General features: G+C 53.8%; 26 protein-coding genes. 18 read left to right on the top strand and 8 right to left on the bottom strand.

Features of this window, described 5'->3' with window-relative positions; genetic code table 11:
- Positions 1-53: 53 nt before the first annotated feature.
- The 5 genes from lptB to F6R98_RS12415 are packed head-to-tail and all read right to left on the bottom strand — an operon-like array spanning position 54 to position 3,480.
- Positions 54-788, bottom strand: coding sequence for an LPS export ABC transporter ATP-binding protein (gene lptB, locus F6R98_RS12435; RefSeq protein ID WP_153249297.1), 735 nt, complete (start codon positions 786-788; stop codon positions 54-56).
- Positions 785-1,330, bottom strand: a complete 546-nt coding sequence (lptA, locus tag F6R98_RS12430) for a lipopolysaccharide transport periplasmic protein LptA (protein WP_153249296.1) — start codon at positions 1,328-1,330, stop codon at positions 785-787. Before lptA ends, lptB begins: the two co-directional genes overlap by 4 nt.
- On the bottom strand, positions 1,317-1,886 hold the full coding sequence (lptC, locus tag F6R98_RS12425; RefSeq protein WP_194269923.1) for an LPS export ABC transporter periplasmic protein LptC: 570 nt from the start codon (positions 1,884-1,886) through the stop codon (positions 1,317-1,319). The genes lptA and lptC overlap by 14 nt, the downstream gene beginning before the upstream one ends.
- A gap of 32 nt (positions 1,887-1,918) precedes the next feature.
- The gene (locus F6R98_RS12420; protein WP_153249294.1) at positions 1,919-2,446 is read right to left on the bottom strand and encodes a KdsC family phosphatase; all 528 of its coding nucleotides are present in this window, start codon (positions 2,444-2,446) and stop codon (positions 1,919-1,921) included.
- Entirely contained in the window at positions 2,446-3,480 is a 1,035-nt protein-coding gene (locus tag F6R98_RS12415; protein WP_153249293.1) for a KpsF/GutQ family sugar-phosphate isomerase, read from the bottom strand. Before F6R98_RS12415 ends, F6R98_RS12420 begins: the two co-directional genes overlap by 1 nt.
- Positions 3,481-3,633: 153 nt before the next feature.
- On the opposite strand from F6R98_RS12415, the gene F6R98_RS12410 reads away from it, so the two are divergent.
- From F6R98_RS12410 to F6R98_RS22485, 14 genes are all read left to right on the top strand, one after another.
- Positions 3,634-4,452: an ABC transporter ATP-binding protein gene (locus tag F6R98_RS12410; RefSeq protein WP_153249292.1), complete on the top strand. Its 819-nt coding sequence runs from the start codon at positions 3,634-3,636 to the stop codon at positions 4,450-4,452.
- Between the two features lie 3 nt (positions 4,453-4,455).
- The gene (gene mlaE / locus F6R98_RS12405) at positions 4,456-5,235 is read left to right on the top strand and encodes a lipid asymmetry maintenance ABC transporter permease subunit MlaE (RefSeq protein WP_153249291.1); all 780 of its coding nucleotides are present in this window, start codon (positions 4,456-4,458) and stop codon (positions 5,233-5,235) included.
- A gap of 3 nt (positions 5,236-5,238) precedes the next feature.
- Entirely contained in the window at positions 5,239-5,856 is a 618-nt protein-coding gene (gene mlaD / locus F6R98_RS12400; RefSeq protein WP_194269922.1) for an outer membrane lipid asymmetry maintenance protein MlaD, read from the top strand.
- A 4-nt stretch (positions 5,857-5,860) separates the two neighbouring features.
- Positions 5,861-6,202, top strand: a complete 342-nt coding sequence (locus F6R98_RS12395; RefSeq protein ID WP_194269921.1) for an STAS domain-containing protein — start codon at positions 5,861-5,863, stop codon at positions 6,200-6,202.
- Positions 6,203-6,249: 47 nt separating this feature from the next.
- Positions 6,250-7,515: a UDP-N-acetylglucosamine 1-carboxyvinyltransferase gene (gene murA, locus F6R98_RS12390; protein WP_153249289.1), complete on the top strand. Its 1,266-nt coding sequence runs from the start codon at positions 6,250-6,252 to the stop codon at positions 7,513-7,515.
- Positions 7,516-7,629: 114 nt separating this feature from the next.
- A complete protein-coding gene (gene hisG / locus F6R98_RS12385) occupies positions 7,630-8,259 on the top strand; it encodes an ATP phosphoribosyltransferase (protein ID WP_153249288.1) in 630 nt (209 codons plus the stop codon).
- A gap of 257 nt (positions 8,260-8,516) precedes the next feature.
- Positions 8,517-9,827: a histidinol dehydrogenase gene (hisD, locus tag F6R98_RS12380; protein WP_153249287.1), complete on the top strand. Its 1,311-nt coding sequence runs from the start codon at positions 8,517-8,519 to the stop codon at positions 9,825-9,827.
- A gap of 52 nt (positions 9,828-9,879) precedes the next feature.
- A complete protein-coding gene (gene hisC / locus F6R98_RS12375; protein WP_153249286.1) occupies positions 9,880-10,968 on the top strand; it encodes a histidinol-phosphate transaminase in 1,089 nt (362 codons plus the stop codon).
- 108 nt (positions 10,969-11,076) lie between these two features.
- Complete coding sequence (petA, locus tag F6R98_RS12370) at positions 11,077-11,691, top strand: ubiquinol-cytochrome c reductase iron-sulfur subunit (RefSeq protein ID WP_153249285.1); 615 nt, start codon at positions 11,077-11,079, stop codon at positions 11,689-11,691.
- Positions 11,688-13,070, top strand: a complete 1,383-nt coding sequence (locus tag F6R98_RS12365; RefSeq protein WP_153249284.1) for a cytochrome b — start codon at positions 11,688-11,690, stop codon at positions 13,068-13,070. Before petA ends, F6R98_RS12365 begins: the two co-directional genes overlap by 4 nt.
- Positions 13,071-13,077: 7 nt before the next feature.
- A complete protein-coding gene (locus F6R98_RS12360) occupies positions 13,078-13,827 on the top strand; it encodes a cytochrome c1 (RefSeq protein ID WP_228124857.1) in 750 nt (249 codons plus the stop codon).
- Positions 13,828-14,035: 208 nt separating this feature from the next.
- A complete protein-coding gene (locus F6R98_RS12355) occupies positions 14,036-14,677 on the top strand; it encodes a glutathione S-transferase N-terminal domain-containing protein (RefSeq protein ID WP_315699084.1) in 642 nt (213 codons plus the stop codon).
- Positions 14,678-14,689: 12 nt separating this feature from the next.
- Positions 14,690-15,082 carry a ClpXP protease specificity-enhancing factor gene (locus F6R98_RS12350; RefSeq protein ID WP_153251048.1) on the top strand — a complete coding sequence of 131 codons (393 nt, stop codon included), beginning with the start codon at positions 14,690-14,692 and terminating at the stop codon, positions 15,080-15,082.
- Between the two features lie 202 nt (positions 15,083-15,284).
- Entirely contained in the window at positions 15,285-15,407 is a 123-nt protein-coding gene (locus F6R98_RS22485; protein ID WP_265588091.1) for a hypothetical protein, read from the top strand.
- Positions 15,408-15,436: 29 nt separating this feature from the next.
- Here the strand turns inward: F6R98_RS22485 and F6R98_RS12340 are convergent, their stop codons facing one another.
- Positions 15,437-17,002, bottom strand: coding sequence for a beta-barrel assembly-enhancing protease (locus tag F6R98_RS12340; protein WP_228124856.1), 1,566 nt, complete (start codon positions 17,000-17,002; stop codon positions 15,437-15,439).
- 47 nt (positions 17,003-17,049) lie between these two features.
- On the opposite strand from F6R98_RS12340, the gene tusD reads away from it, so the two are divergent.
- The 4 genes from tusD (at position 17,050) to F6R98_RS12320 (ending at position 18,661) form a co-directional block, all read left to right on the top strand.
- Positions 17,050-17,403, top strand: a complete 354-nt coding sequence (gene tusD, locus F6R98_RS12335) for a sulfurtransferase complex subunit TusD (protein WP_153249283.1) — start codon at positions 17,050-17,052, stop codon at positions 17,401-17,403.
- A gap of 5 nt (positions 17,404-17,408) precedes the next feature.
- Entirely contained in the window at positions 17,409-17,762 is a 354-nt protein-coding gene (locus F6R98_RS12330) for a DsrE family protein (protein ID WP_153249282.1), read from the top strand.
- 4 nt (positions 17,763-17,766) lie between these two features.
- Positions 17,767-18,048, top strand: coding sequence for a DsrH/TusB family sulfur metabolism protein (locus F6R98_RS12325; protein ID WP_153249281.1), 282 nt, complete (start codon positions 17,767-17,769; stop codon positions 18,046-18,048).
- A 283-nt stretch (positions 18,049-18,331) separates the two neighbouring features.
- Positions 18,332-18,661, top strand: coding sequence for a TusE/DsrC/DsvC family sulfur relay protein (locus F6R98_RS12320; RefSeq protein ID WP_153249280.1), 330 nt, complete (start codon positions 18,332-18,334; stop codon positions 18,659-18,661).
- A 180-nt stretch (positions 18,662-18,841) separates the two neighbouring features.
- Here the strand turns inward: F6R98_RS12320 and F6R98_RS12315 are convergent, their stop codons facing one another.
- Together F6R98_RS12315 and F6R98_RS12310 are read right to left on the bottom strand one after the other, a co-directional pair.
- A complete protein-coding gene (locus tag F6R98_RS12315; protein ID WP_153249279.1) occupies positions 18,842-22,264 on the bottom strand; it encodes a chemotaxis protein CheW in 3,423 nt (1,140 codons plus the stop codon).
- A 235-nt stretch (positions 22,265-22,499) separates the two neighbouring features.
- Positions 22,500-22,913 carry a response regulator gene (locus F6R98_RS12310; RefSeq protein ID WP_153249278.1) on the bottom strand — a complete coding sequence of 138 codons (414 nt, stop codon included), beginning with the start codon at positions 22,911-22,913 and terminating at the stop codon, positions 22,500-22,502.
- Positions 22,914-23,091: the final 178 nt, after the last annotated feature.

Here is a 23,091-nt window from a genome sequence, read left to right as displayed (position 1 = left end):
GGAGGTGTGCGGGCCAGAGTAAACATTCGATTGAGGGATGGATTCCTGAAATTCTAAAGCGAAAAATGCTCGCCTAGATAGACATCGCGGACTTCCTGATTGTTGACTACCTCGGCGGCGCTGCCCGCCGCTATCACGCTTCCACTGTTGAGTATATAGGCGCGATCGCAGATTCCCAGCGTTTCCCTGACGTTATGTTCGGTGATCAATATGCCGATGCCGCGCTCTCGGAGGTGTTCGATAATTTTTTTGATATCGATGATGGATATGGGGTCTACGCCGGCAAACGGCTCGTCGAGCAGCATGAACCGGGGTTCGCAGGCCAAAGCGCGCGCAATCTCTACACGGCGTCTTTCGCCGCCGGACAAGCCCATGGCCGGCTGGTTGCGCAGATGCGACACGCTGAGCTCTTCCAGCAGCTCTTCGATTCGGATTTCGCGCTGCCCGCGCGTCAATTCAGGGCGTAATTCCAGCACAGCGCGCAGGTTATCCGCTACGCTCAGTTTTTTGAAAATGGAGGCTTCCTGAGGCAGATAGCCGATACCCTTGCGCGCGCGCGCATGCATGGGCATGTAGGTAATGGCTTGATTGTCCAGGTGTATGCTGCCGCTGTCCGGGCGGATCAATCCGACTATCATGTAGAAGCTGGTGGTTTTCCCGGCGCCGTTGGGTCCGAGCAGCCCGACGATTTCCCCATTGTGCATGCTGATGGAAACATCGTTAACCACCTTGCGCTTATTGTAGGTTTTACTGATGTGCGATGCCGAAAGCGTGCTGTGTCTTGTCATTTTGCTTCCTTGACTTCGGACGGCTCCAGAGTGACATGTACGCGCTGGGAGCTGGGCGGAGCTTCTCCGCTTTTAGTCGTGACGCCGGCCTTCATGATCGAGTGCTCAATGTCATATTCGATGCGGTCGCTGGTTACGCGGTCGCTTTTCTCCGGTGTAACGCCTTGCCAGGCCAGGGCTTTGTCGAACAGTATCAATATGCGTGTTTCCGGATAATACTCCGAGCGCAAACCCAGGCCATGCCAGTCCGCTTTGTCGGGTTCCGGCGTTTGCTTCAGACGGGTAGGGTTGCCGAAGTTGATTACTTTATCGGTTTTTCCGTCTTTCTGAAAAACTTCCATGCGGTCCGACCAGCTTTCAATGCTGCCCTGCTGATAATGAACGTTTCCCGTGTAGATGGTCAGTTCCTTTTTTTCGTCATAAACAGCGTTATCCGCCTCGATATAGATCGGCTGTTTGCCGTCCGTTTCCAGCGCGAAGCAGTTCACCGCGCATAAGGCCAGGGTCAACCCTGAAATACTCAAATATTTATTGTACTTCATGCCGTCTCCTTACCTGGCTCAACAGCGTGATTAGAAGGTCCGGTTCGAAATAGATTTGCGCGCCGTGTCCGGTAACTTTGTCATGAGGCGCAATCATCTGGGCGTCTTCCGCGGTTTCGGCATAATTTTTATCCGGTATATAGGTAACATTGCGGGTGGTAATCTCGGTTTGACCTCCCTCGTCCAGCTCCTTTGTCGCCAGTACGTCGTCGTGCATCAGTATGGTCTTGCCTCCTTCCAGTAAGGTCGCGGTATCGGAGTGTATGATCCAAGGTTTTTTCCCTTCCTTGAACAATGTCATGACCGGTTTCACCAGAAAACTGTGGTCGTCGTTCTTGTAGTGCGTCATCCTTTCGGCTATAAGCGTTTCTTTGGGAATTCCTTCGGCGTTCATCACGGTGCGTATCAGATTTGTCGTATAGTAATCGACCTGACCGCTTTCACGTTTGGACGTGGGTTCGATAATTTTTATGTAGTTGGCCAGCCACCAGGTTCCGGCGACCAGCAGCAACCAGAAGGTATGGCCGAGGACATTGGTTGAAATCGATATTTTCACAGGCTCGGTATCGTATTTTAATGTTCGATGGTTTATGAGTGCCTGTGTATTATCTGGTCCAGAGTGCCTTGAGCATCCATGATCAAATCACAGACTTCACGGGCGGCGCCGCAACCGCCGGGATTGCGTGTCTGCCAGTGCGTGTGCGGTATAACGGATCGGTGCGCGTCTGCAACGGTGATTGCCAGGCCTACCCGTCGCAACAGCGGGAGGTCGAGCAGATCGTCTCCCACATGGGCGATTTGCATATCGGTCAATTTCAGCGCCGCCATCAGTTTTTCGAAGGCTTCGAGTTTGTTGTCCTCGCCAAGGAATATGAGTTCGGGAGCGATACCCAATCCTTGCATGCGCGCGGAAACCGATGGCGCCTTTCTGCCGGAAATGATGGCGACCTTGACGCCGGTTTGCTGCAGCAGTTTGATGCCGAGCCCGTCTCTGGCGTGGAAGCTTTTATATTCGCGGCCCTGCTCGTCGAAAAACAGGCGCCCATCGGTTAATACGCCGTCGACATCGAAAATGACGAGTTTAATTGCGGCGGCGCGTTTGTAAATTTCGACCATTAAAAAATCCCTGATTCCAGTAAATCGTGCATATTGATTGCTCCTACGAGTCGCGCCTGTTCGTCGGTTACCAGCAGCGCGCTGATGCGTTTGTCTTCCATTACGCATAGCGCCTCCGTTGCCAGACGGTCCTGGGCTATGCCGGTAAAAGTGCGAGTCATGGCTGCGCTTATGGGAGTGGCGTGGATATCGGTCGAGCGCTCCAGCAGGCGCCGCAAGTCGCCGTCGGTAAAGATGCCGGTGGCCCGTTTATTTTCGTCAATTATGGCGGTCATGCCCAGCTTCTTTGCGGTCATTTCCAATAAGGCTTCGCTGATGCGCGCATTCTGTTCGACGCAGGGAATGGCGTCTCCGGTGTGCATGATATCCTTCACGCGTAAAAACAAACGTTTTCCCAGGTTGCCGCCGGGGTGGGAGAAAGCAAAGTCCTCGCGTGTGAAGCCCTTGGCCTGCAGCAGCGTGACGGCAAGCGCATCGCCCAGGGACAGTGACGCAGTTGTGCTGGAAGTCGGCGCCAGTCCCAACGGGCAGGCTTCGTCGGGCGCGCCAATATCAAGATGTATGTCGGCCTGACGCGCCAGGGTGGAGCCGCTGTTGCCGGTAATCGCTATCAGCGGCGCGCCGATGCGCTTGATAAACGGCAATATCGTCAATAATTCGGATGTTTCTCCCGAGTTGCAAAAGGCCAGGATGATATCCTGTCCGGTAATCATGCCCAAATCGCCATGACTGGCCTCGCCGGGGTGGACGTAGAAGGCGGGAGTTCCGGTGCTGGCCAGCGTTGAGGCAATTTTTCCGGCAATATGCCCCGACTTCCCCATGCCTGTTACAACGACTCTTCCGTTGCAGGCCATCATCAGTTCGCATGCATCGGCAAAACCGTGATCCAATCGCGGTATCAGGCCTGAAAGCGCCTGAATTTCAACTTCGATCACTCTGGCGCCCAGACGCAGCAAGTCGGAGCGCCGGTCTAATCGGCTGTCGCAATGGTCGGGCCTGTTGAGTGGCGGGTTGTTTGAATTGTTCGGATGCATAGGATTCTGTAACTTCAAGCCGCCATTATGTCATGAACAAGGCCAAGGTTTCACATGTTGACGCAAGGTTTTGATCAGTTAAAGTTGACGGTTAACTTGTCAGTCAGGGACAATAGCCAGCTTACAGAACACATATGGCTGCAAAGTTATCGCATGACAGGCGTTTGCTCCCCGGAAAATATTCTTGTTTCCATTCGCGACCTGAGCTTTTTCCGAGACGAACGGAAAATTTTCGACGGTGTATGCCTCGATATTCCCAAGGGTAAGGTTACTGCCATTATGGGACCCAGCGGCACGGGGAAAACAACGCTGCTTAAATTGATCGGCGGACAGCTCAAACCATCCGCGGGAACCGTCGTCTTTGACGGCGTTACGGTGCACGAGCAGCGTCCCGATGCGCTTTACCGGTTACGCAAGCGCATGGGCATGCTGTTTCAGAGCGGCGCCTTGCTGACCGACTTATCCGTGTTCGATAACGTCGCATTCCCTCTGCGCGAGCATAGCGGCTTGCCCGAAACGGTGATTCGCACGCTGGTGCTGATCAAGCTGCAGGCCGTCGGACTGCGCGGTGCGCGGGATCTGATGCCGGCCCAGCTTTCCGGCGGCATGGCTCGGCGCGTTGCACTGGCGCGTGCTATCGTATTGGACCCGTTGATGGTGATGTACGACGAGCCTTTTACCGGCCAGGACCCGATCTCCATGGGCATTCTGGTCAAATTGATACGCGATTTAAACCGCGAGATGGGTCTGACCAGCGTAGTGGTTTCCCATGACGTGCGCGAAACGGCTAGTATTGCCGATTATGTTTATCTGATTTCCGACGGAAAAGTTGCCGGGCAGGGCACGCCGGATGATATCCGTCGCTCGGAGTCGCCCTGGGTCAGGCAATTCATGGACGGTTTGGCTGACGGCCCGGTCGCATTTCATTACCCTGCTCGGGATTATGCCGAAGACCTGATGGAGTTGAACTAAGCGATGGAGATCCTGTTGCGGACATTGGGCAGAAATACATTGCTCAGAGTGGCGAAACTGGGCAGGGCCAGCCTGTTCATGCTGCATGTTTTATCCGGCCTGCCGCTCATTCTACGCCGCCCGGGTTTACTGGTGACCCAGATGTATTCAGTCGGGGTATTGAGTCTGATGATCATACTGGTGTCGGGGCTGTTTGTCGGCATGGTGCTTGGACTGCAGGGATATTATGTACTGTCCGATTTCGCCGCCGAGCAGGCGCTGGGAGTCATGGTGGCGACCTCGCTGGTAAGGGAGCTCGGGCCGGTTGTTACCGCGCTGCTGTTTTCGGGGCGGGCCGGTTCTTCCCTTACCGCGGAAATAGGTTTGATGAAGGCGACCGAACAGCTTTCCGGCATGGAAATGATGGCGGTGGATCCGATCAAGCGCATTATTGCGCCGCGCTTTTTTGCCGGCCTGATTTCCATGCCGCTGCTGGCCTCGCTGTTCAGCATGGTGGGTGTGGTGGGAGGCTATTTTGTCGGTGTCGGTCTGTTGGGCGTCGATGAGGGCGCTTTCTGGTCGCAAATGCGCGCCCAGATCGACTTTTACGATGATATTCTGAATGGCGTCATCAAAAGCATGGTTTTTGGCGCCGTAGTTACCTGGATAGCAGTTTTTGAAGGCGACGATGCGGTACCTACTTCCGAGGGTGTCAGTCGTGCGACTACGCGTTCGGTTGTCAGTTCGGCATTTGCTGTGCTGAGTTGCGATTTCGTTCTGACTGCGCTGATGTTTGGAGATTGAATAATGCTGCAATCGAGGGTTATGGAAACATGGGTCGGCGTATTCGTTGCGTTGGGTCTGCTGGGACTGTTTTTTCTGGCCATGCAGGTTAGCAACCTGGGCGCGCTGAAGTTTGAAGACAACAGCTATACCGTTACCGCCCGGTTTTCCAATGTCGGCAGTTTGAAAGTGCGCGCGCCGGTTTCAATGTCGGGTGTGCGTGTCGGCAGAGTCAGTGCGATCCGTTTTGACAAGAAATCCTTCGAAGCGGTTGTGGAAATGAAGATAGATCCGTATTTCAATACGATACCCAGCGATACCAGCGCCAGTATTCTGACTCAGGGTCTGCTCGGCGAACAGTACATCGGATTAACGCCTGGTGCGCTGGATGAGCCGCTCACGGATGGTGATAAAATAGAAATGACGCAGTCGGCCATGATACTGGAGCAGCTCATCAGTCGTTTCCTGTTTTCCAAGGCGGAGGAAGGGTCTAATAAACAACAGGCTGAACCGGCTCCTGCGGCGCATAGCGCCGAAAAACCAAAACCACCTGCTATGGCTAAAAAAATCGCGGCTACGCCGGTTAAAGCCGGTGTAGTGTCCGCAGCGCCGCGCGAAACCCGGAAAAATGGTCAGCACTGAATCCATGGCAACGAAAAACGGCGTATCCGACGCCGGGGTATTCAGCATCGTAGAGCGATCTCCGGGGGTGTTTTTTTTGGTGGGAGATTTGACGTTCGAAACCGCAAACAGCGTTCTTGAAAGGACTTCCGGACTGTTGGGCGCGACGTCCGGTGCGAAAGGAATGATTAGGCTCGATCTTTCCGGCATCAAGCATGCGGATAGCGCCGGGTTGGCTTTGATGCTGGAGTGGCGCAAGCAGTCCTCCGCAGTTAAACGAGTCGTGCTTTTTTTAAATGTTCCGCAGCAATTACAAGCGATCGCCCGCGTTGCGGGAGTGGACGCGATCATTCATCAGTCAACGTGATCTGCTTGAATAACCAAGTGAATCAGAGATTTCAGAGTAGAACGGCAATGGATAAACTTTTAATTACAGGCGGTACCCCGTTATCGGGTGAGTTGCGCATTTCCGGCGCGAAAAATGCCGCTTTACCGATACTTGCCGGCGCCTTGCTGTCTGAATCCCCGGTCAGCATTGGTAATGTTCCCCACCTGCGCGATATTACCACGACCATGGAGTTGCTGGGCCGTATGGGGGTCAGTTTGACGGTGGATGAAAAGCTGAATATCGAAATAGACGCCAATACCATAGATAGTTTCTATGCGCCTTATGAACTGGTCAAGACCATGCGCGCTTCGATACTGGTGCTTGGACCGCTGGTGGCTAGATTCGGCAAGGCGGATGTATCCTTACCAGGGGGCTGCGCCATCGGCAGCAGACCGGTCAATCTTCATCTGGAAGGCCTGACTGCGATGGGTGCGCGTATTGATGTCAAAAATGGCTATATTCACGCTACCGCTGAGCGCCTCAAGGGCTGCCGTCTGGTTCTGGAACAGGTTACCGTAACCGGCACCGAAAATCTGATGATGGCCGCTACGCTGGCTGAAGGCACCACCATACTGGAAAATGCGGCAAGAGAGCCTGAGGTAGTCGATCTGGCGAATTTCCTGATTGCCATGGGAGCGAAGATACACGGCGCCGGCACCGATGTAATCGAAATACAAGGCGTGCCGGCGCTTTCCGGCAAGGGCCTGCATTATAATATATTGCCTGATCGTATTGAAACGGGCACCTACCTGATTGCTGTGGCGATGACCGGCGGCAAAGTCAGGCTCAAGGACACTTGCCCTGATTTGCTGGACGCCGTTTTACTGAAGCTGAGAGAAGCGGGGGCGTTGATCGAGTGCGGAGAAAACTGGATCGAACTAGATATGCAGGGCAGACGGCCGAAGGCGGTTTCATTGCGCACCTCGCCGTATCCCGCTTTCCCTACCGACATGCAGGCGCAATTTACCGCATTGAACAGCATAGCCGAGGGCATAGGCATTATTACGGAAACCGTTTTCGAAAACCGGTTCATGCATGTGCAGGAAATGCAGCGCATGGGTGCGGACATACGCCTGGAATCCAATACCGCCATTATTCATGGCGTGCCGAAATTGACCGGCGCCGAGGTTATGGCGACCGATTTGCGCGCTTCCGCCAGTCTGGTGCTGGCCGGACTGGTGGCCGAGGGGCAAACCATCGTTGATCGCATCTATCATATAGACCGGGGGTATGAGTGTATCGAAGAAAAATTGTGCCAGCTGGGTGCGGAAATACGCCGAATCCCGAGCTAGGGAGCGCCGATTGAGCAACGCCTCTCCATTGTTTCTTTCAAACATATGATATTTGAAACCGGAAAGCTGCTGATTTTCAATAAATCAGCGCTACCCTCCTAGAGCTTCGCGCAGATGCTGACACTGGCCGTTTCCAAAGGTAGAATTTACGAGGATGCCTTGCCTTTACTGGCTGAGGCCGGGATCGTGCCGACCATAGATCCGGATAAAAGCCGTAAATTGATATTGCCGACTAACCACATTGATATCCGCTTGCTGGTGATTCGCGCCACCGATGTCCCGACTTATGTGGAATATGGCGCCGCCGACATGGGCATCGCCGGTAAGGATGTGCTGGCCGAATACGGCGATGAGGGACTCTATGAACCTATCGATCTGGGCATCGCGCGTTGCCGTTTGATGACTGCTGCACGCAGGGATTATGTACCGTCCGGGCAGCGTCTGCGCGTAGCGACCAAGTATGTCAAACTGGCGCAGCGCTATTTCGCCGGACAGGGCGTACAATCTGAAATCATCAAACTGTACGGCTCCATGGAACTGGCGCCTCTGGTCGGTTTGGCCGATGTGATTGTCGATCTGGTCGATACCGGGAATACGCTCAAGGCCAACGGTCTCGAAGCGCGTGAGGAAATCATGGCGATTTCCAGCCGCCTGGTTGTCAATAAGGCGGCAATGAAAACCAAGCATCAGGTGGTAAGCGATTTTCTACGCAGGATGGAGCAGATCGTTGCTGCGCGCGTATAGCGGGGAAGATGCTTGATCACAGGGTAAATCCAGACTGTTCCGCTCTCGGTATGATGCGGCGGTAGAACGAACCATGCGGAAACGTACCGGTCCATACCATCCATGCCGTGAATCCATCCCGGCCAGTCTCGACAATCTAACCCGCTGACCCTCATCATGAATCGCGCCCGGTATTGCTGTATGGTTTTGTAAAATCAGCGGCATTGCAGTTTCCACTCCGTATTGTTGAGGTTTTTTGAGTTTTATATAGGTCTCTTATGTCTGAACTGAAAATTCGCCGGTTGAACGCGCTGGATGCCGATTTCGCACGCCAGATGGATGCGTTGTTGTCGTGGAATGAAGCGAGCGATAGCGCAATACATCAGCGTGTGCTGGAAATCATTGAGCGGGTCAGACACGAGGGCGATGCCGCGCTCATGGATTATACGCACCGCTTTGATCGCTATGCGGTTGAGCGCATGGATCAGCTTGAGCTAAGCCGCGATAAACTGGAGCAGGCCTGGAAAGGTTTGGATAGCCAGAAGCAGCAGGCGCTGGAAACAGCCGCAGCGCGTATACGCGCTTATGCCGGGCATCAGAAAACCGAAAGCTGGAGTTACACCGAAGCGGACGGGACTGTGCTGGGTCAGCAGGTGACGCCGCTGGATCGTGTCGGCGTCTATGTACCCGGAGGAAAAGCCGCTTATCCATCTTCGGTGCTGATGAATGTGATTCCCGCCAAGGTCGCCGGGGTTCCCGAAATCATCATGGTAGTTCCCACTCCGGACGGCGAACTCAATGAATTGGTGCTTGCCGCGGCATTCCTTGCCGGAGTCGACCGCGTGTTCCGTGTGGGGGGAGCTCAAGCAGTCGCTGCTCTGGCCTATGGAACGGCGACGGTGCCACGCGTGGATAAAATCGTCGGGCCCGGTAATATTTACGTTGCGACGGCCAAAAAACTGGTTTTTGGTCAATGCGGCATTGATATGATTGCCGGCCCTTCGGAAATACTGGTAATTGGCGACGGTCAAACCGATCCCGACTGGGTTGCGATGGATTTGTTTTCGCAAGCCGAGCACGATGAAGACGCCCAGGCGATACTGGTGAGTCCCGACGCAGGGCATCTGGAGGCGGTGGCCGCCAGCATGGAAAAGTTACTGTCAGGCATGGAGCGTAAGGAGGTCATTGCGGCGTCTTTAAACAGCCGCGGCGCATTGATACAGGTTCGGGACCTGAATCAGGCGATAGAAGTCGCCAACCGCATTGCGCCTGAGCATCTGGAACTTTCGGTTGCCGATCCGGCAAGCCTGTCGGGCGGTATCCGCCATGCCGGCGCTATTTTCATGGGGCGGCATACCGCAGAAGCGCTGGGCGATTACTGCGCCGGCCCCAATCATGTGTTGCCGACCTCAGGCACGGCGAGATTCTCATCGCCGCTGGGCGTTTACGATTTTCAAAAACGCTCCAGTCTGATTTTTTGTTCAGGCCCCGGTGCGGACGTCTTAGGCAAAACCGCTTCCGTGCTGGCGCGTGGAGAAGGGTTGACAGCGCATGCGCGCTCCGCCGAATTTCGAATTCAACATTCGTAACGCTCCGATCCCGCTCCTGCAATCAGTAAAAAACGTACGGCATCAAATCCGCATGTATAACGCAACAGACAGGGTTAAAGCGCTGCTCAGACCGGAACTGCAACAACTTTCCGTTTACCATGTGCCGCCCGCCACGAACTTTATCAAACTCGACGCTATGGAAAATCCGTACGATTGGCCGGAAGAGCTGGTTAACGAATGGCTGCAGCGTTTGCGCACAGTCAAGCCCAATCGTTACCCCGATCCGTCCTCGGCGGCATTGTGCGCAGCGCTGGTTTCATCATTCAATATCCCGGCCGAAAGCGCGTTATTGCTCGGTAACGGATCGGACGAACTGATACAAATCATATTGATGGCGATAGCGGGTCAGGACGCAGTTGTCCTGGCGCCTGAACCGACCTTTGTCATGTACCGGCAGATAGCAATCGGTTTAGGTCTGCGTTTCGAGGGCGTACCTTTGCGATCGGACGATTTTTCACTGGATATGCCGGCTATGATCGCCGCAATTGAAACGCTTCGTCCGGCAGTGATTTTTTTGGCTTATCCGAATAACCCGACCGGAAATTTGTTTCGCCGGGACGAAATTGAACAAATTCTGGCGTTGTCGCCGGGGCTGGTGGTCGTTGATGAAGCCTATGCGGCATTTACCGACAGCAGCTTCATGCCGCTCCTGCCGGAATTTCCTAATTTATTAGTGATGCGGACACTATCCAAACAGGGGCTGGCCGGGTTGCGTCTGGGTTATATGGCGGGCGATCCAGGTCTGATAGCCGAGTTTAACAAGCTGAGGCTTCCTTATAATATCAATATCCTGACGCAAGCCAGCGCCGAACTTGCATTGGCGCATGCGCCGGTTTTCGATGCGCAAGTCAGGCTTATCCGCGAGCAGCGTCGGTGGTTGCTGGCGCGGCTGAATGAAATCGCGTCGATTCGTACTTACCCCAGTGAAGCCAATTTTATTACTTTCCGCGTACTGTCCATGAGCGCAATAGACGTATTTAACGGACTGAGGGATGCAGGCATTCTTATCAAGAATCTGGACCCGGCGGGCGGACTGCTCAGCGGCTGCCTGCGCGTCACCGTGGGAACGCCGGAAGAAAATCGGATATTCGTCGATGAGCTACATCGGGTTATTATTTAACTATTTGTTTTTTATGTATTTATAATCATACAATTGTCTTGTTGGCCGCTTGCGTTTAAAATGGGTAAACAATCCATTTACAAACAACATAACAAGAGTGAAAGACTGATGGCATCAGTGGAACAGACCGCAGCGGATGAGCTTGATGCAGAAAAGCGCTGGTTTTTAACCAAGGTAGCGAGCGTAGCCGGCATAGTCGGAGCAGGACTGGCCGTAACCCCTTTTATGGCTTCCATGGCGCCCAGCGCGCGGGCTCAGGCAGCTGCGGCCCCGGTGGAAGTCGATATCAGTAAATTGGAGCCCGGCCAATTGATACGGGTCATGTGGCGCGGCAAGCCGGTCTGGATTTTGAAACGCACGGACGAAAACCTCAAGACATTAAACGGGTTTACTGATATTCTCCTCGACCCCTTGTCAAAAGAATCCGAGCAGCCCGCGAACGCCGCAAATGAAGTTCGTTCGATCCGTCCCGAGGTTTTCGTTGCGGTCGGCCTGTGCACGCATCTGGGGTGCTCTCCCAACTACCGGCCGGAAGTCGCTCCCGCCGATCTGGGCGCCGACTGGCGGGGCGGTTTTTTCTGCCCGTGCCACGGTTCACGCTTTGATCTGGCCGGGCGCGTCTATAAAGGCGTTCCTGCGCCTCGCAACCTTGAAATTCCACCGCATGTTTATCTGAGCGAAACGCGACTATTGATCGGTTCCGATCAGGGAGAAGCCGCATGATGGGAAAAATGTCTGCAAGTCTGCTGCAATGGGTAGATGAACGGCTGCCTATCGTATCCTTCTGGAACGATCATATGGCGCGTTATTACGCTCCGAAGAATTTTAATTTCCTTTATTTTTTCGGATCATTGGCGCTGCTGATGCTGGTCAATCAGATTGTGACCGGTATTTTTCTGACCATGCACTACAAGCCCGATGCCGCCATGGCTTTCGACTCGGTCGAATACATCATGCGTGATGTCAGCTGGGGCTGGCTGATACGCTACATGCATTCCACCGGCGCTTCGGCATTTTTCATCGTGATCTACCTGCACATGTTCAGAGCGCTGTTTTATGGGTCCTTCAAGTCGCCCAGGGAACTGGTCTGGCTGTTCGGCATGGTTATTTTCGTTATGCTGATGGCGGAAGCTTTCATGGGCTACCTGCTGCCGTGGGGGCAGATGTCCTACTGGGGCGCGCAGGTCATCATTTCGCTGTTCGGCGCGGTTCCGGTAGTCGGCGAAGATCTCGCGCTATGGCTGCGTGGAGACTTTGTTGTATCCGACGCAACGCTTAACCGCTTTTTTGCCTTTCATGTGATCGCAATACCGCTGGCGTTGCTGGGCCTGGTGGTTTTGCATCTGGCGGCGTTACACACGACGGGTTCGAATAATCCGGACGGCGTGGAAATCAAGAAAAACCTGGATGATAACGGCATTCCGAAAGACGGTATTCCGCTGCATCCGTATTATACGGTCAAGGATCTGTTTGCAGTGTCGGTATTTTTACTGATCTTCGCCGCCGTCGTATTTTATATGCCGGAATTCGGCGGCTATTTCCTCGAGTCGCCTAATTTCGATCCTGCAAACCCGATCAAGACGCCGGAACATATCGCTCCGGTCTGGTATTTCACGCCGTTTTATTCGATTTTGCGCGCAGTGCCGGACAAGCTGGGCGGCGTGATAGCAATGGCGGCGGCTGTAGGCATCCTGTTTGCTATGCCGTGGATAGATCGTTGTCCGGTGAAGTCGATCAGATATCGCAGCCGTATTTTCAAATTGCTGCTGTTATTGTTTGTAATCAGCTTTCTTGGGCTTGGGGTACTCGGCACATTATCTGTTTCGCCTGTCAACGCCTTGTTGGCGCGGATTTTCACTGCGGTTTATTTTGGCTTTTTCGTATTTCTGATGCTCTTTTCCGGGCGGGAAAAAACACTGGCGCTTCCGGATCGCTTGCGCGAACCCATCATTCCGTTGGCGCAAAGAGAAGGGTTGCATTGGCATTGGGTCAGAACCGGATTGGCTTGGCTGGCCGCCACACAGTTCTGGCGCAAACTGAGTTCGTATTACGAACCTGTCGATAAAAGCATAAAAAAAACCTGCGGCAAGTACTGCGATTAAGGTGCGTATGTTATTTTTGAAAAATCACCTGGACTTACAAAAAAAACTCCTGTTCTGCGCTATGCTGCTTTGGGCTGCGGCCGCAGGTGCCGGCGGTGCGGCGCATTTGCAGGATGCCGATGTTGACGTATTCGATATTCACTCGGTACGCAGAGGCGCCGAGTATTATGTAAGTTATTGCATAGGATGCCATTCGGTCAAGCATCTGCGTTATTCCCGTTTTGCCGGAGATTATGGGCTTAGCGAGCAGGAAATGAGCAAGTCCATTATGATGGCGGATGCCAGAGTGCACGACACCATGCAGACCGCGATGCGCTCCAGGGACGGTGAGGTCTGGTTTGGCGTCGCGCCGCCCGATCTTTCCCTGATCGCGCGCGCGCGTGGGGCGGATTGGCTGTACACTTATCTCAAGGGTTTCTATCTGGATCCTTCGCGTCCGACAGGCTCGAATAATCTGGTGTTCTTCGATGTCGGCATGCCTAATGTTCTTTGGGAGCTGCAGGGCATGCAAAAACCCGTATACCGGAAAACAGCAGGAGTGGACGCGATAGATCATCTGGTTCCTGCGAGTCAAGGAAAAATGACCGAAGCGCAATTCGATCAGGCGGTGACTGATATTGTCAATTTCCTTGTCTATGCCGCAGAACCGGGGCAATTACAGCGTATCAGGACCGGCAAGTATGTGCTGTTCGGTTTGCTGATATTTGTTGTGTTATTCTATAAGCTGAAAAAAATTTATTGGAAAGGTATCGAATAGCATGGTTTGCTATTCTATTCCGATAGTTGTTTATTTGTAACAATTCGGTTGCCGTTGCCTATCTTTGCAGGAGCGGCCTTTAGCCCGCGTGCGGTCTGCGATTCGCGAGCGCTGAAGGCCGCTCCTGTGAAATACCGCAGCCGCAGGCATACAATTACTGTTTTTAGCAGACAAGGCACTGACTTGTTATTTCTATGGGGTTAGGGTGGTGACGGCAGAGATAGGCCGCAAGTCGGGAATGACGTTGTTGTGTCCGCCCACAGAAGTGCGCGGGCATGGTGCGCGTATTGTCGTGCGTGAAAAGGATGTCGATGTGGATATCGAATTAGTCGACCCCGCCCATCCTCCCTCCGGTCTGAGCGAATTGAATCCCGGCTTGATCTGGCCTACTTTACTGGATCGCGACGTAGTGTTGTACGAATCCCGCATAGTGATGGAATATCTGGATGAGCGTTTCCCGCACCCGCCGCTGAACCCGATGGACCCGGTAGCGAGAGCGAAAGCGCGCCTGCTGATTTATCGTATCGACAGAGACTGGTACGGCTTGCTGAGCGAGATTGATGGCGCAAATGAAAAGAAATCCGGAAAGTCGCGCAAACTGCTCAATGAAAAGTTATTGGCGGCGGGTCCGCTTTTTGCTGCGCATCCCTTTTTTCTCAGCGACGAGTTTTCGCTGGTCGATTGCGTATTGGCGCCGCTTCTGTGGCGGCTTCCTGCGTTGGGAATTAATGCGCCGGTTGTATCCGACGCCATCGCCGGGTATGCCCGGCGTATATTCGGCCGTGAGTCTTTCCTGTTATCATTAAGCGATCAGGAACGCGAAATGGATGTATTGGGCTATCTTCGCTGAGTAGATTGAATGATGACACCGTTAAAACCTTATTTGGTTCGAGCTATCCATGAGTGGATACTGGACAATGATCACACCCCCTATTTACTGGTTAATGCAGCGGTAGAAGGCGTGGAAGTGCCGCGACAGTATGTTGAGGATGGCCGGATCGTGCTGAATTTACGTACGGAAGCAACCCAGGGCTTGAGTCTGGGCAATGAGTGGATAGAGTTTAACGCCCGGTTCGGCGGTAAACCGATGCATGTCATGGCGCCCGTGCATGCGGTGCTGGCCATCTACGCCAGTGAAAACGGCCAGGGTATGGTATTTGACGTCGAGGAAAACGGTAACAACGAGCAGCCTCCGACGCCGCCCGAGCCAGAGCCGCCGGTCAGAGGCCGGCCCAAGCTGCGCGTTGTGAAGTAGTCGCTTTTACATGGCGTAGGGCGGAACGGTACGCTATGCGTACCTTTGAACAGTAGCGGCAGCGTACCCACATGATTGAAAAGTCGATATTTTAGGAGTTATCATGTATGAAAGCCTTGAAAAGCTCGTTCTTGAACATTTGCGGCATATTCGCAGCCGACTTGATCAAGTGGCTGATGACGTAACTGATCTGAAATAGAGAATGTCCAGTCTCGAAAGCAGCATGAATCCGGTGCGCAGGGAGGTTGTTGCTATAGGCGAAGAGACCGATATCAGGCAGCAATACGAACTGGACAAAGATATCCGCAAGAATCGAGCGCATTGAACGCCGTCTTGAACTGATATAGCATCGCCTTATTTTTCCTTGCTTTCCTGCTCTTCTTTTTGCAGCGCCTGCAAGCGCTCGTCTATCACCGCATTGATGTAGAAATTGTTGCCTGCGTGCTGCCGAGCCAGTTTCATTTGCTTGATGGCGGTATGGGTTTGTCCGTTAAGATAATAGTATTCGGCGAGATAACGGTGCGATTCCGCGTCATTGTGTAATTCGCCGTAACATTCCGCCAGCAGTTCATAGAACTCCGTGGACGGAGCGAGCGTGGCGCTGTGCGCATTCAGCAGGTTTCTCGCTTCCAAAGGTTTTTGCATCAACAGCAGCAGCCTTACATAATTGAACACAATTCCGCGATTCTCCGGAAATCGTTCCAGAGCCATATCGTAATGCTTCAAGGCTTCCGGGTAGCGATGCGCATCGGTCTCGAGTCTGGCCAGCGCGTTAACGAAATGGGGTTGATCGGGATGCTGGATCACCAGTTTTTGCAGTAACGGACGGGCCTCGTCGTATTTTTTTTGGGCCTGCAGGGATAATGCCAGACCGTAACGAGTCACATCCTGCTGCTGTAGCGTGCCATGATTGTTGGTCGTGCGGAAATATTTTTCCACTTCGAAGGGGTCCGTCGCACTCAGCACCCGTAATTTGGCTTTGATGATTTGATATACAAAAGAATCTTCGTATTGCCGATAGGCGTATTTTTCTGCGCGTCCGCGTGTGTCTGAAATACGCGAAACGGTAACCGGGTGAGTCATCAGGAATTCAGGTAGCGCATTGCCTGCGAAACGCGTTGCTTGCTGCATGCGTTCGAAGAAAACGGGCATGGCGCGCGGGTCGAACTCGGATTTCGACAGGTTTTGCATGCCCACGCGATCGGCCTCGGCTTCATTGTCTCGCGTGAAGTTGATCTGAAACTGCTGGTTGGCCGCCTGCGCAGCGATAATGGCGGCTTCACCGGCCTGCGCATTGCCGGTCTTTGCTCCGATCAAAATACCCGCCAGCATTGCCGCCGCCATAGGCAAGGACAAGCGTGACGCGGCCTGATATGCCTGATAAAGATGACGCTGGGTGACGTGAGCTATTTCGTGAGCCAGTACCGAGGCCAGCTCGCTTTCAGCCTCCGTGGTCAATATCAAACCGGAATTGACACCGATATAGCCGCCTGGGCCGGCGAAAGCATTGATGTTGGGTTCCATGACCACGAAAAAGTGGTAGGCATGCTCCGGGTCGGCGCTGTTCGCAGACAGTTTTTGGCCTATGCGCTGGATATAATCCGTGGTTTCGGGGTCTTCGTTAATGTGTATCTGTCCGTGCAGGCTTCTGAAAAAAGCGGCGCCCAGCTCGATTTCCTCGTGCGTCGATAAAAGGGTTCCCGAAGGGTCGCCGATTTCCGGTAGATGCATTTCCCTGCTATTATCGTCGGCAGCCCTGTTTTCTACCGGCGATGCTTGCCCGGTAATGTCGCTGCTGCGCAGATCGAGCGGCGCGTTGCGGGATACGTACTGGTTAACGGCTGCCGCCGTTGTTTGACCGTACAGAGTCAACTGGGCGACTATCAACAGGGTTGCAGTCAGTTTAGAGCGTGTAGACATTTAGCAATATTTGTCTTTGGGATACGGCACGGGAAAAATATGGGGGTATGAAGTTCGCAATTCAAGTCAACGCGGGGCCTGATAGTCCGGCGAGCTTGTCGGCCCTGCGTTTTGTCGAAGCGGCGCTCCGGGCCGGACACGAGGTAGCACGCGTGTTTTTCTATCACGACGGCGTATATTGCGCAAGCGCGCCTGATGATTGGTCGCGCCTGGCGCTGGAAAAGCGGATCGATCTGGTTGTCTGCGTGTCTGCGGCCTATCGGCGCGCAGTGATCCACACCGATGAAGCGGACGGCCCGCTTGCCGGTCGATCTCTGCCGGAGGGCTTTCGTCTCGGCGGTTTGGGCATGTGGATGGATGCCTGTCTGCAGGCGGATCGTTTTATTGCTTTCGATGACTGATTGCCATGGCGGCCGTAAAACAATTCTGCTTTGTAATAAGACATGCGCCTGATGATGACTTTCGCGCCGGCGAGTTACTGGATATGGCGCTGACCACGGCGGCATTCGATCAGATCGCCACTGTGGTGTTTATGGATGAGGGTGTATTGCACCTGCTGCCAGGGCGCAATAGTCGGAGCAATGTCGTGCAAATGCTAGCGGCGTTCGATTTATACGATCTCGCGCCGCCCTGGGTGGAAACCGAGTCTTTGTCCGCACGCGGGGCCACAGCGGCAGACCTGCCCGTTCCGGTGCGTTTTATCGATAAAGACGAATTGTCGCGCTTATTGGCTCGGCAGCAAGTGCTGGTGGCCGGTTGACACTATGAGTACACTACATCTGCTGAGCCAACCCCAAGCGCTTGAAGCCTGTTTGTCACGAGCGGAGGAGGGCGATGTTGTCCTGATACTGGGAGCAGGGGCGCTTGTTTGTCGCCATCCGGAAAAATGCGCCACCAGAATAAACCTGCAGTGGAGAGTGATGCGGGATGCGCTGGAAATGCATGGCATAACCGAGGCGCGGCTTCCTCATAGCTTACAGTGTATTGATTATGCAGCATTCGTTGATCTGGCGGCCGCCGCGTCGCGTTGTCTGTCCTGGTTTTGATGGTTATCGAAGCGAGTATTGACGAGGATGGATACGGATTTCTGTAATGCTTACAGCGAGGTGAATATTCAGTGAGTGATTTTGAGTCATGACCGAAGCAGTCGGAAGAGAGGCTAGCCAGTCGAGAAAAGCGGAAGCGCGTCGGTATAATATTAACCACGCCGCAAGTCCGTTCATTATGGAAGCTCTCTGCGCCCGTCCATGGGCGCAGAAGGTCTCGCTTGACTCACCTCGCTTTCTCTCCAGCAGGTACGCTGAATAATTACATTGAGAGAAGAGACCGGTGTTGCAGGTAAACGATAAACATCTGGAGACCACTGCGAGCGGGTTTTTACTGGATGCGACGCAATGGGACGAGAGCGTCGCCGGCACATTGGCGCAACAGGCCGGCATCCGTCTGGAAGCTGCGCATTGGGAAGTCATTTATCATCTGCGTGCTTATTACGACCAGTTTAACCACTTACCCAATGCACGGATGTTCGTCAAATTGATGCAAAAATGTATGGGAGACGAAAAAGGCAATTCGGTTTATCTGCATCGATTGTTTCCCGAAAGCGCCGTCAGAACCGCGTGTCTGATTGCCGGTCTACCGAAACCTCCAGGCTGTATCTGATGATATCATGGCGACAATTCAGATCGCCGGAACCGTTTACCAAAAATACGCGCAATGTGCTTTTGAAAGTCTTTTTAGGAGCGGGCTTTAGCCCGGGACAACAGGCCGATCGCGGGCTGAAGCCCCGCTCCTGCGAGGATAGGCGATGCTAGCTGAATAGGGTTACGAAATCAAAAGGAATCAAGCTTCCGCCATGGCTGCAGTCGCCTGTTCCAGTAACAGGCTCATGTCCAGGACGATGCCGACATCGCCGCTGCCGAGCAAGGCGCAGCCGGTAGCGCCGCGTATGCTGGATAAATAGCCTTCCAGCGGACGAATCAGCACCTGCTGCTGTCCGATCAACTCGTCTACGGCAAGCGCGGTCGATTGGCCATGTCCGCCGACAACCACAAACAAATACTTCAACTCGTCCGCGGATGATTTCTCACGGTTATGCAGCAGCGCGGTCAGTTGTACCTTTCCATCCTCGTTTTGACCATGCCCGTTACGGCGTAAAAACTGGATAGGCAGGACTTTCTCATTTTCCATGCACAGCAGATAATCGCCCTCATTGGCGGAAACCTGCGTCAGTTCCTTGGAACCGGCTCTTACGATGCGCTGTATCGCCTGTATCGGGACGATATACCGGACTTCTCCCACGCGTATCACCATGCCGTCCAGGACAACGGTAGCCAGCGGCAAGGTCAGATTGAAGCGCAAGCCGCCCAGCTGCGAGCCGGCGATGCGTAAATCGCCTCCCTGACGCCTTAATTCCAGACGCGTTGCGCCAAGATCATGGCCTTCATAGTTGTCGTTGTCGCCTATGCGACCATAATTCTCACTCAGAACCAGATTGAGGGTGGGTTTGCTGTTCTGTGTCCGCTCGGCAATTTCATTGAAATCTATGCCTTTGCCGTCGTCCTCCAGTTGCAGATTGACATGTCCCTCATGGGTGCTCAGCGTCAGTTTGATACGCCCGTGTTCCGGCTTGTTGACGGCTTTGCGTTGCTCGGGAAGCTCAATGCTATGCCAGATGATGAAATCCAGCAAATGGCGTATCAACGGCTTGAGCCGGTCGAATAAACTGAAATCCAGGTTTTCTTCTTCACCGCTGATTTCCAGCTCGACATTACGGTGCGAATGGCCCGACAGCGTGCCCACATAAGCGTGCAACGGTTGCAGCAGCAGTGCTGCGGAACGCACCCGCTGCGTTAATGTTTCTTCCTGCAACTGCGTGAGCAGAGTGGAATTCTGGATATGGATTTGCGCCAGATGCTCGAGCGCCATCTGGTGTTCGGCCAGCAGGACGTGTATGCTGTCGCGCGAGCCGGTCCAGTTGCCGGATGCCTGGGTGATAATCTGATCGATATCTCGGCCCAGATCGCTTTCCTGCAGGCGCGCCAGTAAATGTTGCAGTTGCGACTGCCCGGTGACCAGTTCGCCGATAAGACGCAGCGCTTGCACGTTCTCGGTGCTTTCGCTGTTTACAGACTGATCCGCTGCAATTTGATTTCCTCTTTCTCCGGCGGATTCGGATGCGCCGGATTCCGCGGCCAGCGATTCAATGTGTCTGGCATGCGGTTTACGATCGACCAGCACCGCTTCGAGCGTCAGCAGTTTTCCGCTGGAGTCGAGGCGGGCAATGGTTTCGCGTATTTCGTCTTCCTGCAAAGGCGTGGACAGTAAAAAATCGAACAGAGTGTAATCTTCGATGAAAACGGTTACATTACTGATTAAATGCGCCTTACCGGTGCTGACCCAGGCTATCAGCCGTTCGCTGAGTGCTTCATCGCTGTTCAGGTCGGCGCGCAGGATATAAAAACGGTAACCGGCGCTTAAATCGGTGAGCGCGTCATGTACGCTTTCCGGCGTCAGCACCTTGTGAAATGCGCGGGGCAAACTGAGCCGCGACTCTACCAGCGATGATGAGCCTGCGCCGCTGCTGATAAACGGCAGCTCAGTTGCGACTTCCTGCAGGCGATCCAGTTGCGTAAGATCGGCGTATTCGCCATGCTCTACCGCATTCAGAATCAGCTCCATATCGTGCACGAACGATTTTATGATGAAAAGCAGCACCGTATCCGCATGCATTTCGCCTGTTTCCACGCGCGCGACCAGATCGACTATGGACATGATCAAATGCGCCGCCGTGTCCAGGTGATAATGATGGCAGGCGTGATAAACGCGGCGTAAACAGGACTTGATGCCTTCGCAATGAGTTTCGACATCATCCTGATTGCCCAGATACTCCAGGTGTTCGCGGATATCCAGCAAGGATTCGAACACATGATCTGCGCACCATAATCGCAGTATGGTTTGCGGATCCAGCTGTAAACCTTCGCGATCATGCAGCTCGCTTTCGGCGATCGCCGCGAGTTCCTCATAAAGACGGTACTCCATTTCATTAAAGTGCGCATTGACAGCACTCTCGGAAGTATCCGGCTCATTGCCGTCCATCATGCGGCGTTCCATCGCATCGGCAACGCCTACAAATCCCGCAGCTTCGGCCATTTGCCTTATTTCGCCGACGACGTGATTGAATTCTTCCGCAGTGGTGGCGATACCGCCTAAAACGTGCTGTCCGCGCCGCGCCAGAATTTCCAGCGGTGCGCGCAGACTGTCAAGGAAACGTCTGGCCGGGTCCCCGGCTGCATGCCGCATTTCTTCAATCCTGTCGACGGAATCCACAGCGGATGTCAATTCACGGTCGCCCTGGGGCCGGGGCTCTTCCGATATGTCGCGTTGAAACAGCGCTTTCAGGCTCGCCAGCAAGCCTGCTCGTGCATCGGGGCCGGCGTAGGGGAGATCGAGATAGTTCTGTAAAATCCTTTGCCACGAATCCAGGCCGATCTGTTGCGCGGCATGCCGCAGGCTTTCCACTTCTTCGGCGAAGCTTTGTATCGTTTCCGGCAGATCGGGGTCTTGCTCGCTCAGCGTCTGCAGATTGGTCAGCGTATCCTGCGCTAATCCGCTAAAAACCTCACGGTAGACCGGATCGCTGAACAGGCTGCCGTCCATGTTTCCGCCGTCGAAAATAATGGATTCCGGCTCTTCGTTGGTCCGAGCGGGTTCCAGTCCCGGCCAATCAAAGCTCAGTGCTTGTGTCCCGGTTCCGTTCGTTTCCTCCGGAATAGGCTCAAAGATCATCGGCTCGAACTCAGGGGGGGGCGCCGGGAACTCCATGGCTTGTTCGGACGGCTGGGCAGCCTGTGCTGAATTGCTGCCGGTGTGCGGCTGCCGGAATCGGGCGTGCAGACGTTCCAGCAAATGCGCGTTTTGCCCGGCATCGACATCTCTGCGGCTCGTGGCGCTTTGTTCGTGCAATTTACGCAAATGATCCGCGGTTTCGAGAATCAGATCATTAAGTTCTTCGTCAAGCGCTACGCCTTCATCGCGTACCAGACCTATCAGATCCTCCGCAGCATGCGCAACCGCTTCGATGTTGGCCAGCCCCATTACGCGCGCATTGCCTTTAAAGGTGTGCATGGCGCGGAATAGCGCGGCAATAGAGTCGGCATCGCCTATATGGTCCCGCAAATGCAACAGACGCTCTTCTACTTCATCAAGCGAGCTGTTGCCTTCTGCTGCAAAGAGACCCCACACTTCATCCAGTTCTTCCGACATCACTGACCTCTAGATGATTGGTAACTATTCAGTATCCGATTTTCCGTTCGTCCTGAGCTTGTCGAAGGATGAATGGAAAATCCTTCGAAATCCTGCGGTCTTGATAGTTAATTCGTTCATGGTTCGACAGGCTCTCCAGCCGCATTCGCGGCGCTACGCCCACGAACGACTTAACTTAACGGCACCGGTCAAAAGTCAAAGGGCGCTGAATAGTTACGATGATTGTTTTCAGATGTTATACGGGCAACCCCACCAGTTTACGCATGGTTTGCGTCAATTCGGCGCCGCGTTTATCCACCAGATCCATGGAAACAGCCCCCGACGGTTTGGTGACTATTGCGTTTGCGCCCAATTCGCGCGCTTTAGCGGCATGAGGCGAACCGCTTACGGCGACGGAAGACAAAATAATAACCTTTGCCCTGCTTTTGAGTTTGGCGTGACGCAAAAATGTCAAGCCATCCATTTCAGGCATTTCGATATCCAGCAGGATCAGTTCGAGATCCTTATGTTTATCCAGCTCTTCGAGCGCCTTCTTGCCGTTTTCGGCATAAGCGACGATATCAAATTCCGGCATGTTACGCATAAATCCGCGGATGACGGTGCGCATCATGACTGAGTCATCAACCACCATTACTTTGTGTGTAGCCATTTTTTGTAACCTGTTTGTTGTTGCCATGTTACTACTTTGAAATTCGTTTAGCAGGCAATGTGCCTGCGTTAATAAGCCGTCATACCGGCATTTATTGCCGGTATCCAGCCGGACGGGGGAAGCCCGCCCCTAAAATATTGCTCCGAGGCTATCCATGGCGTCTGGGTTCCGGTTTTCT

Origin of the sequence: Candidatus Methylospira mobilis (assembly GCF_009498235.1) — a bacterium.
Taxonomy (GTDB): domain Bacteria; phylum Pseudomonadota; class Gammaproteobacteria; order Methylococcales; family Methylococcaceae; genus Methylospira; species Methylospira mobilis.
The sequence above is the reverse complement of the archived record's forward strand: the minus strand, read 5'-3'. Positions and strand labels throughout refer to the sequence as shown.

What these genes read in the sequence shown, in the direction of transcription:
- mlaD (WP_194269922.1), top strand. Translation starts at nt 5,239, where the DNA reads ATGCTGCAATCGAGGGTTATGGAAACATGGGTCGGCGTATTCGTTGCG.
- hisC (WP_153249286.1), top strand. Translation starts at nt 9,880, where the DNA reads ATGTATAACGCAACAGACAGGGTTAAAGCGCTGCTCAGACCGGAACTG.
- F6R98_RS12315 (WP_153249279.1), bottom strand. Translation starts at nt 22,264, where the DNA reads ATGTCGGAAGAACTGGATGAAGTGTGGGGTCTCTTTGCAGCAGAAGGC.
- petA (WP_153249285.1), top strand. Translation starts at nt 11,077, where the DNA reads ATGGCATCAGTGGAACAGACCGCAGCGGATGAGCTTGATGCAGAAAAG.
- F6R98_RS12410 (WP_153249292.1), top strand. Translation starts at nt 3,634, where the DNA reads ATGACAGGCGTTTGCTCCCCGGAAAATATTCTTGTTTCCATTCGCGAC.
- F6R98_RS12340 (WP_228124856.1), bottom strand. Translation starts at nt 17,002, where the DNA reads ATGTCTACACGCTCTAAACTGACTGCAACCCTGTTGATAGTCGCCCAG.
- F6R98_RS12310 (WP_153249278.1), bottom strand. Translation starts at nt 22,913, where the DNA reads ATGGCTACACACAAAGTAATGGTGGTTGATGACTCAGTCATGATGCGC.
- F6R98_RS12420 (WP_153249294.1), bottom strand. Translation starts at nt 2,446, where the DNA reads ATGGTCGAAATTTACAAACGCGCCGCCGCAATTAAACTCGTCATTTTC.
- hisG (WP_153249288.1), top strand. Translation starts at nt 7,630, where the DNA reads ATGCTGACACTGGCCGTTTCCAAAGGTAGAATTTACGAGGATGCCTTG.
- lptA (WP_153249296.1), bottom strand. Translation starts at nt 1,330, where the DNA reads ATGAAGTACAATAAATATTTGAGTATTTCAGGGTTGACCCTGGCCTTA.
- lptB (WP_153249297.1), bottom strand. Translation starts at nt 788, where the DNA reads ATGACAAGACACAGCACGCTTTCGGCATCGCACATCAGTAAAACCTAC.
- F6R98_RS12350 (WP_153251048.1), top strand. Translation starts at nt 14,690, where the DNA reads ATGACACCGTTAAAACCTTATTTGGTTCGAGCTATCCATGAGTGGATA.
- murA (WP_153249289.1), top strand. Translation starts at nt 6,250, where the DNA reads ATGGATAAACTTTTAATTACAGGCGGTACCCCGTTATCGGGTGAGTTG.
- F6R98_RS12365 (WP_153249284.1), top strand. Translation starts at nt 11,688, where the DNA reads ATGATGGGAAAAATGTCTGCAAGTCTGCTGCAATGGGTAGATGAACGG.
- F6R98_RS12325 (WP_153249281.1), top strand. Translation starts at nt 17,767, where the DNA reads ATGAGTACACTACATCTGCTGAGCCAACCCCAAGCGCTTGAAGCCTGT.
- mlaE (WP_153249291.1), top strand. Translation starts at nt 4,456, where the DNA reads ATGGAGATCCTGTTGCGGACATTGGGCAGAAATACATTGCTCAGAGTG.
- hisD (WP_153249287.1), top strand. Translation starts at nt 8,517, where the DNA reads ATGTCTGAACTGAAAATTCGCCGGTTGAACGCGCTGGATGCCGATTTC.
- F6R98_RS12360 (WP_228124857.1), top strand. Translation starts at nt 13,078, where the DNA reads ATGTTATTTTTGAAAAATCACCTGGACTTACAAAAAAAACTCCTGTTC.
- F6R98_RS12415 (WP_153249293.1), bottom strand. Translation starts at nt 3,480, where the DNA reads ATGCATCCGAACAATTCAAACAACCCGCCACTCAACAGGCCCGACCAT.
- F6R98_RS12395 (WP_194269921.1), top strand. Translation starts at nt 5,861, where the DNA reads ATGGCAACGAAAAACGGCGTATCCGACGCCGGGGTATTCAGCATCGTA.
- F6R98_RS12330 (WP_153249282.1), top strand. Translation starts at nt 17,409, where the DNA reads ATGGCGGCCGTAAAACAATTCTGCTTTGTAATAAGACATGCGCCTGAT.
- tusD (WP_153249283.1), top strand. Translation starts at nt 17,050, where the DNA reads ATGAAGTTCGCAATTCAAGTCAACGCGGGGCCTGATAGTCCGGCGAGC.
- F6R98_RS22485 (WP_265588091.1), top strand. Translation starts at nt 15,285, where the DNA reads ATGTCCAGTCTCGAAAGCAGCATGAATCCGGTGCGCAGGGAGGTTGTT.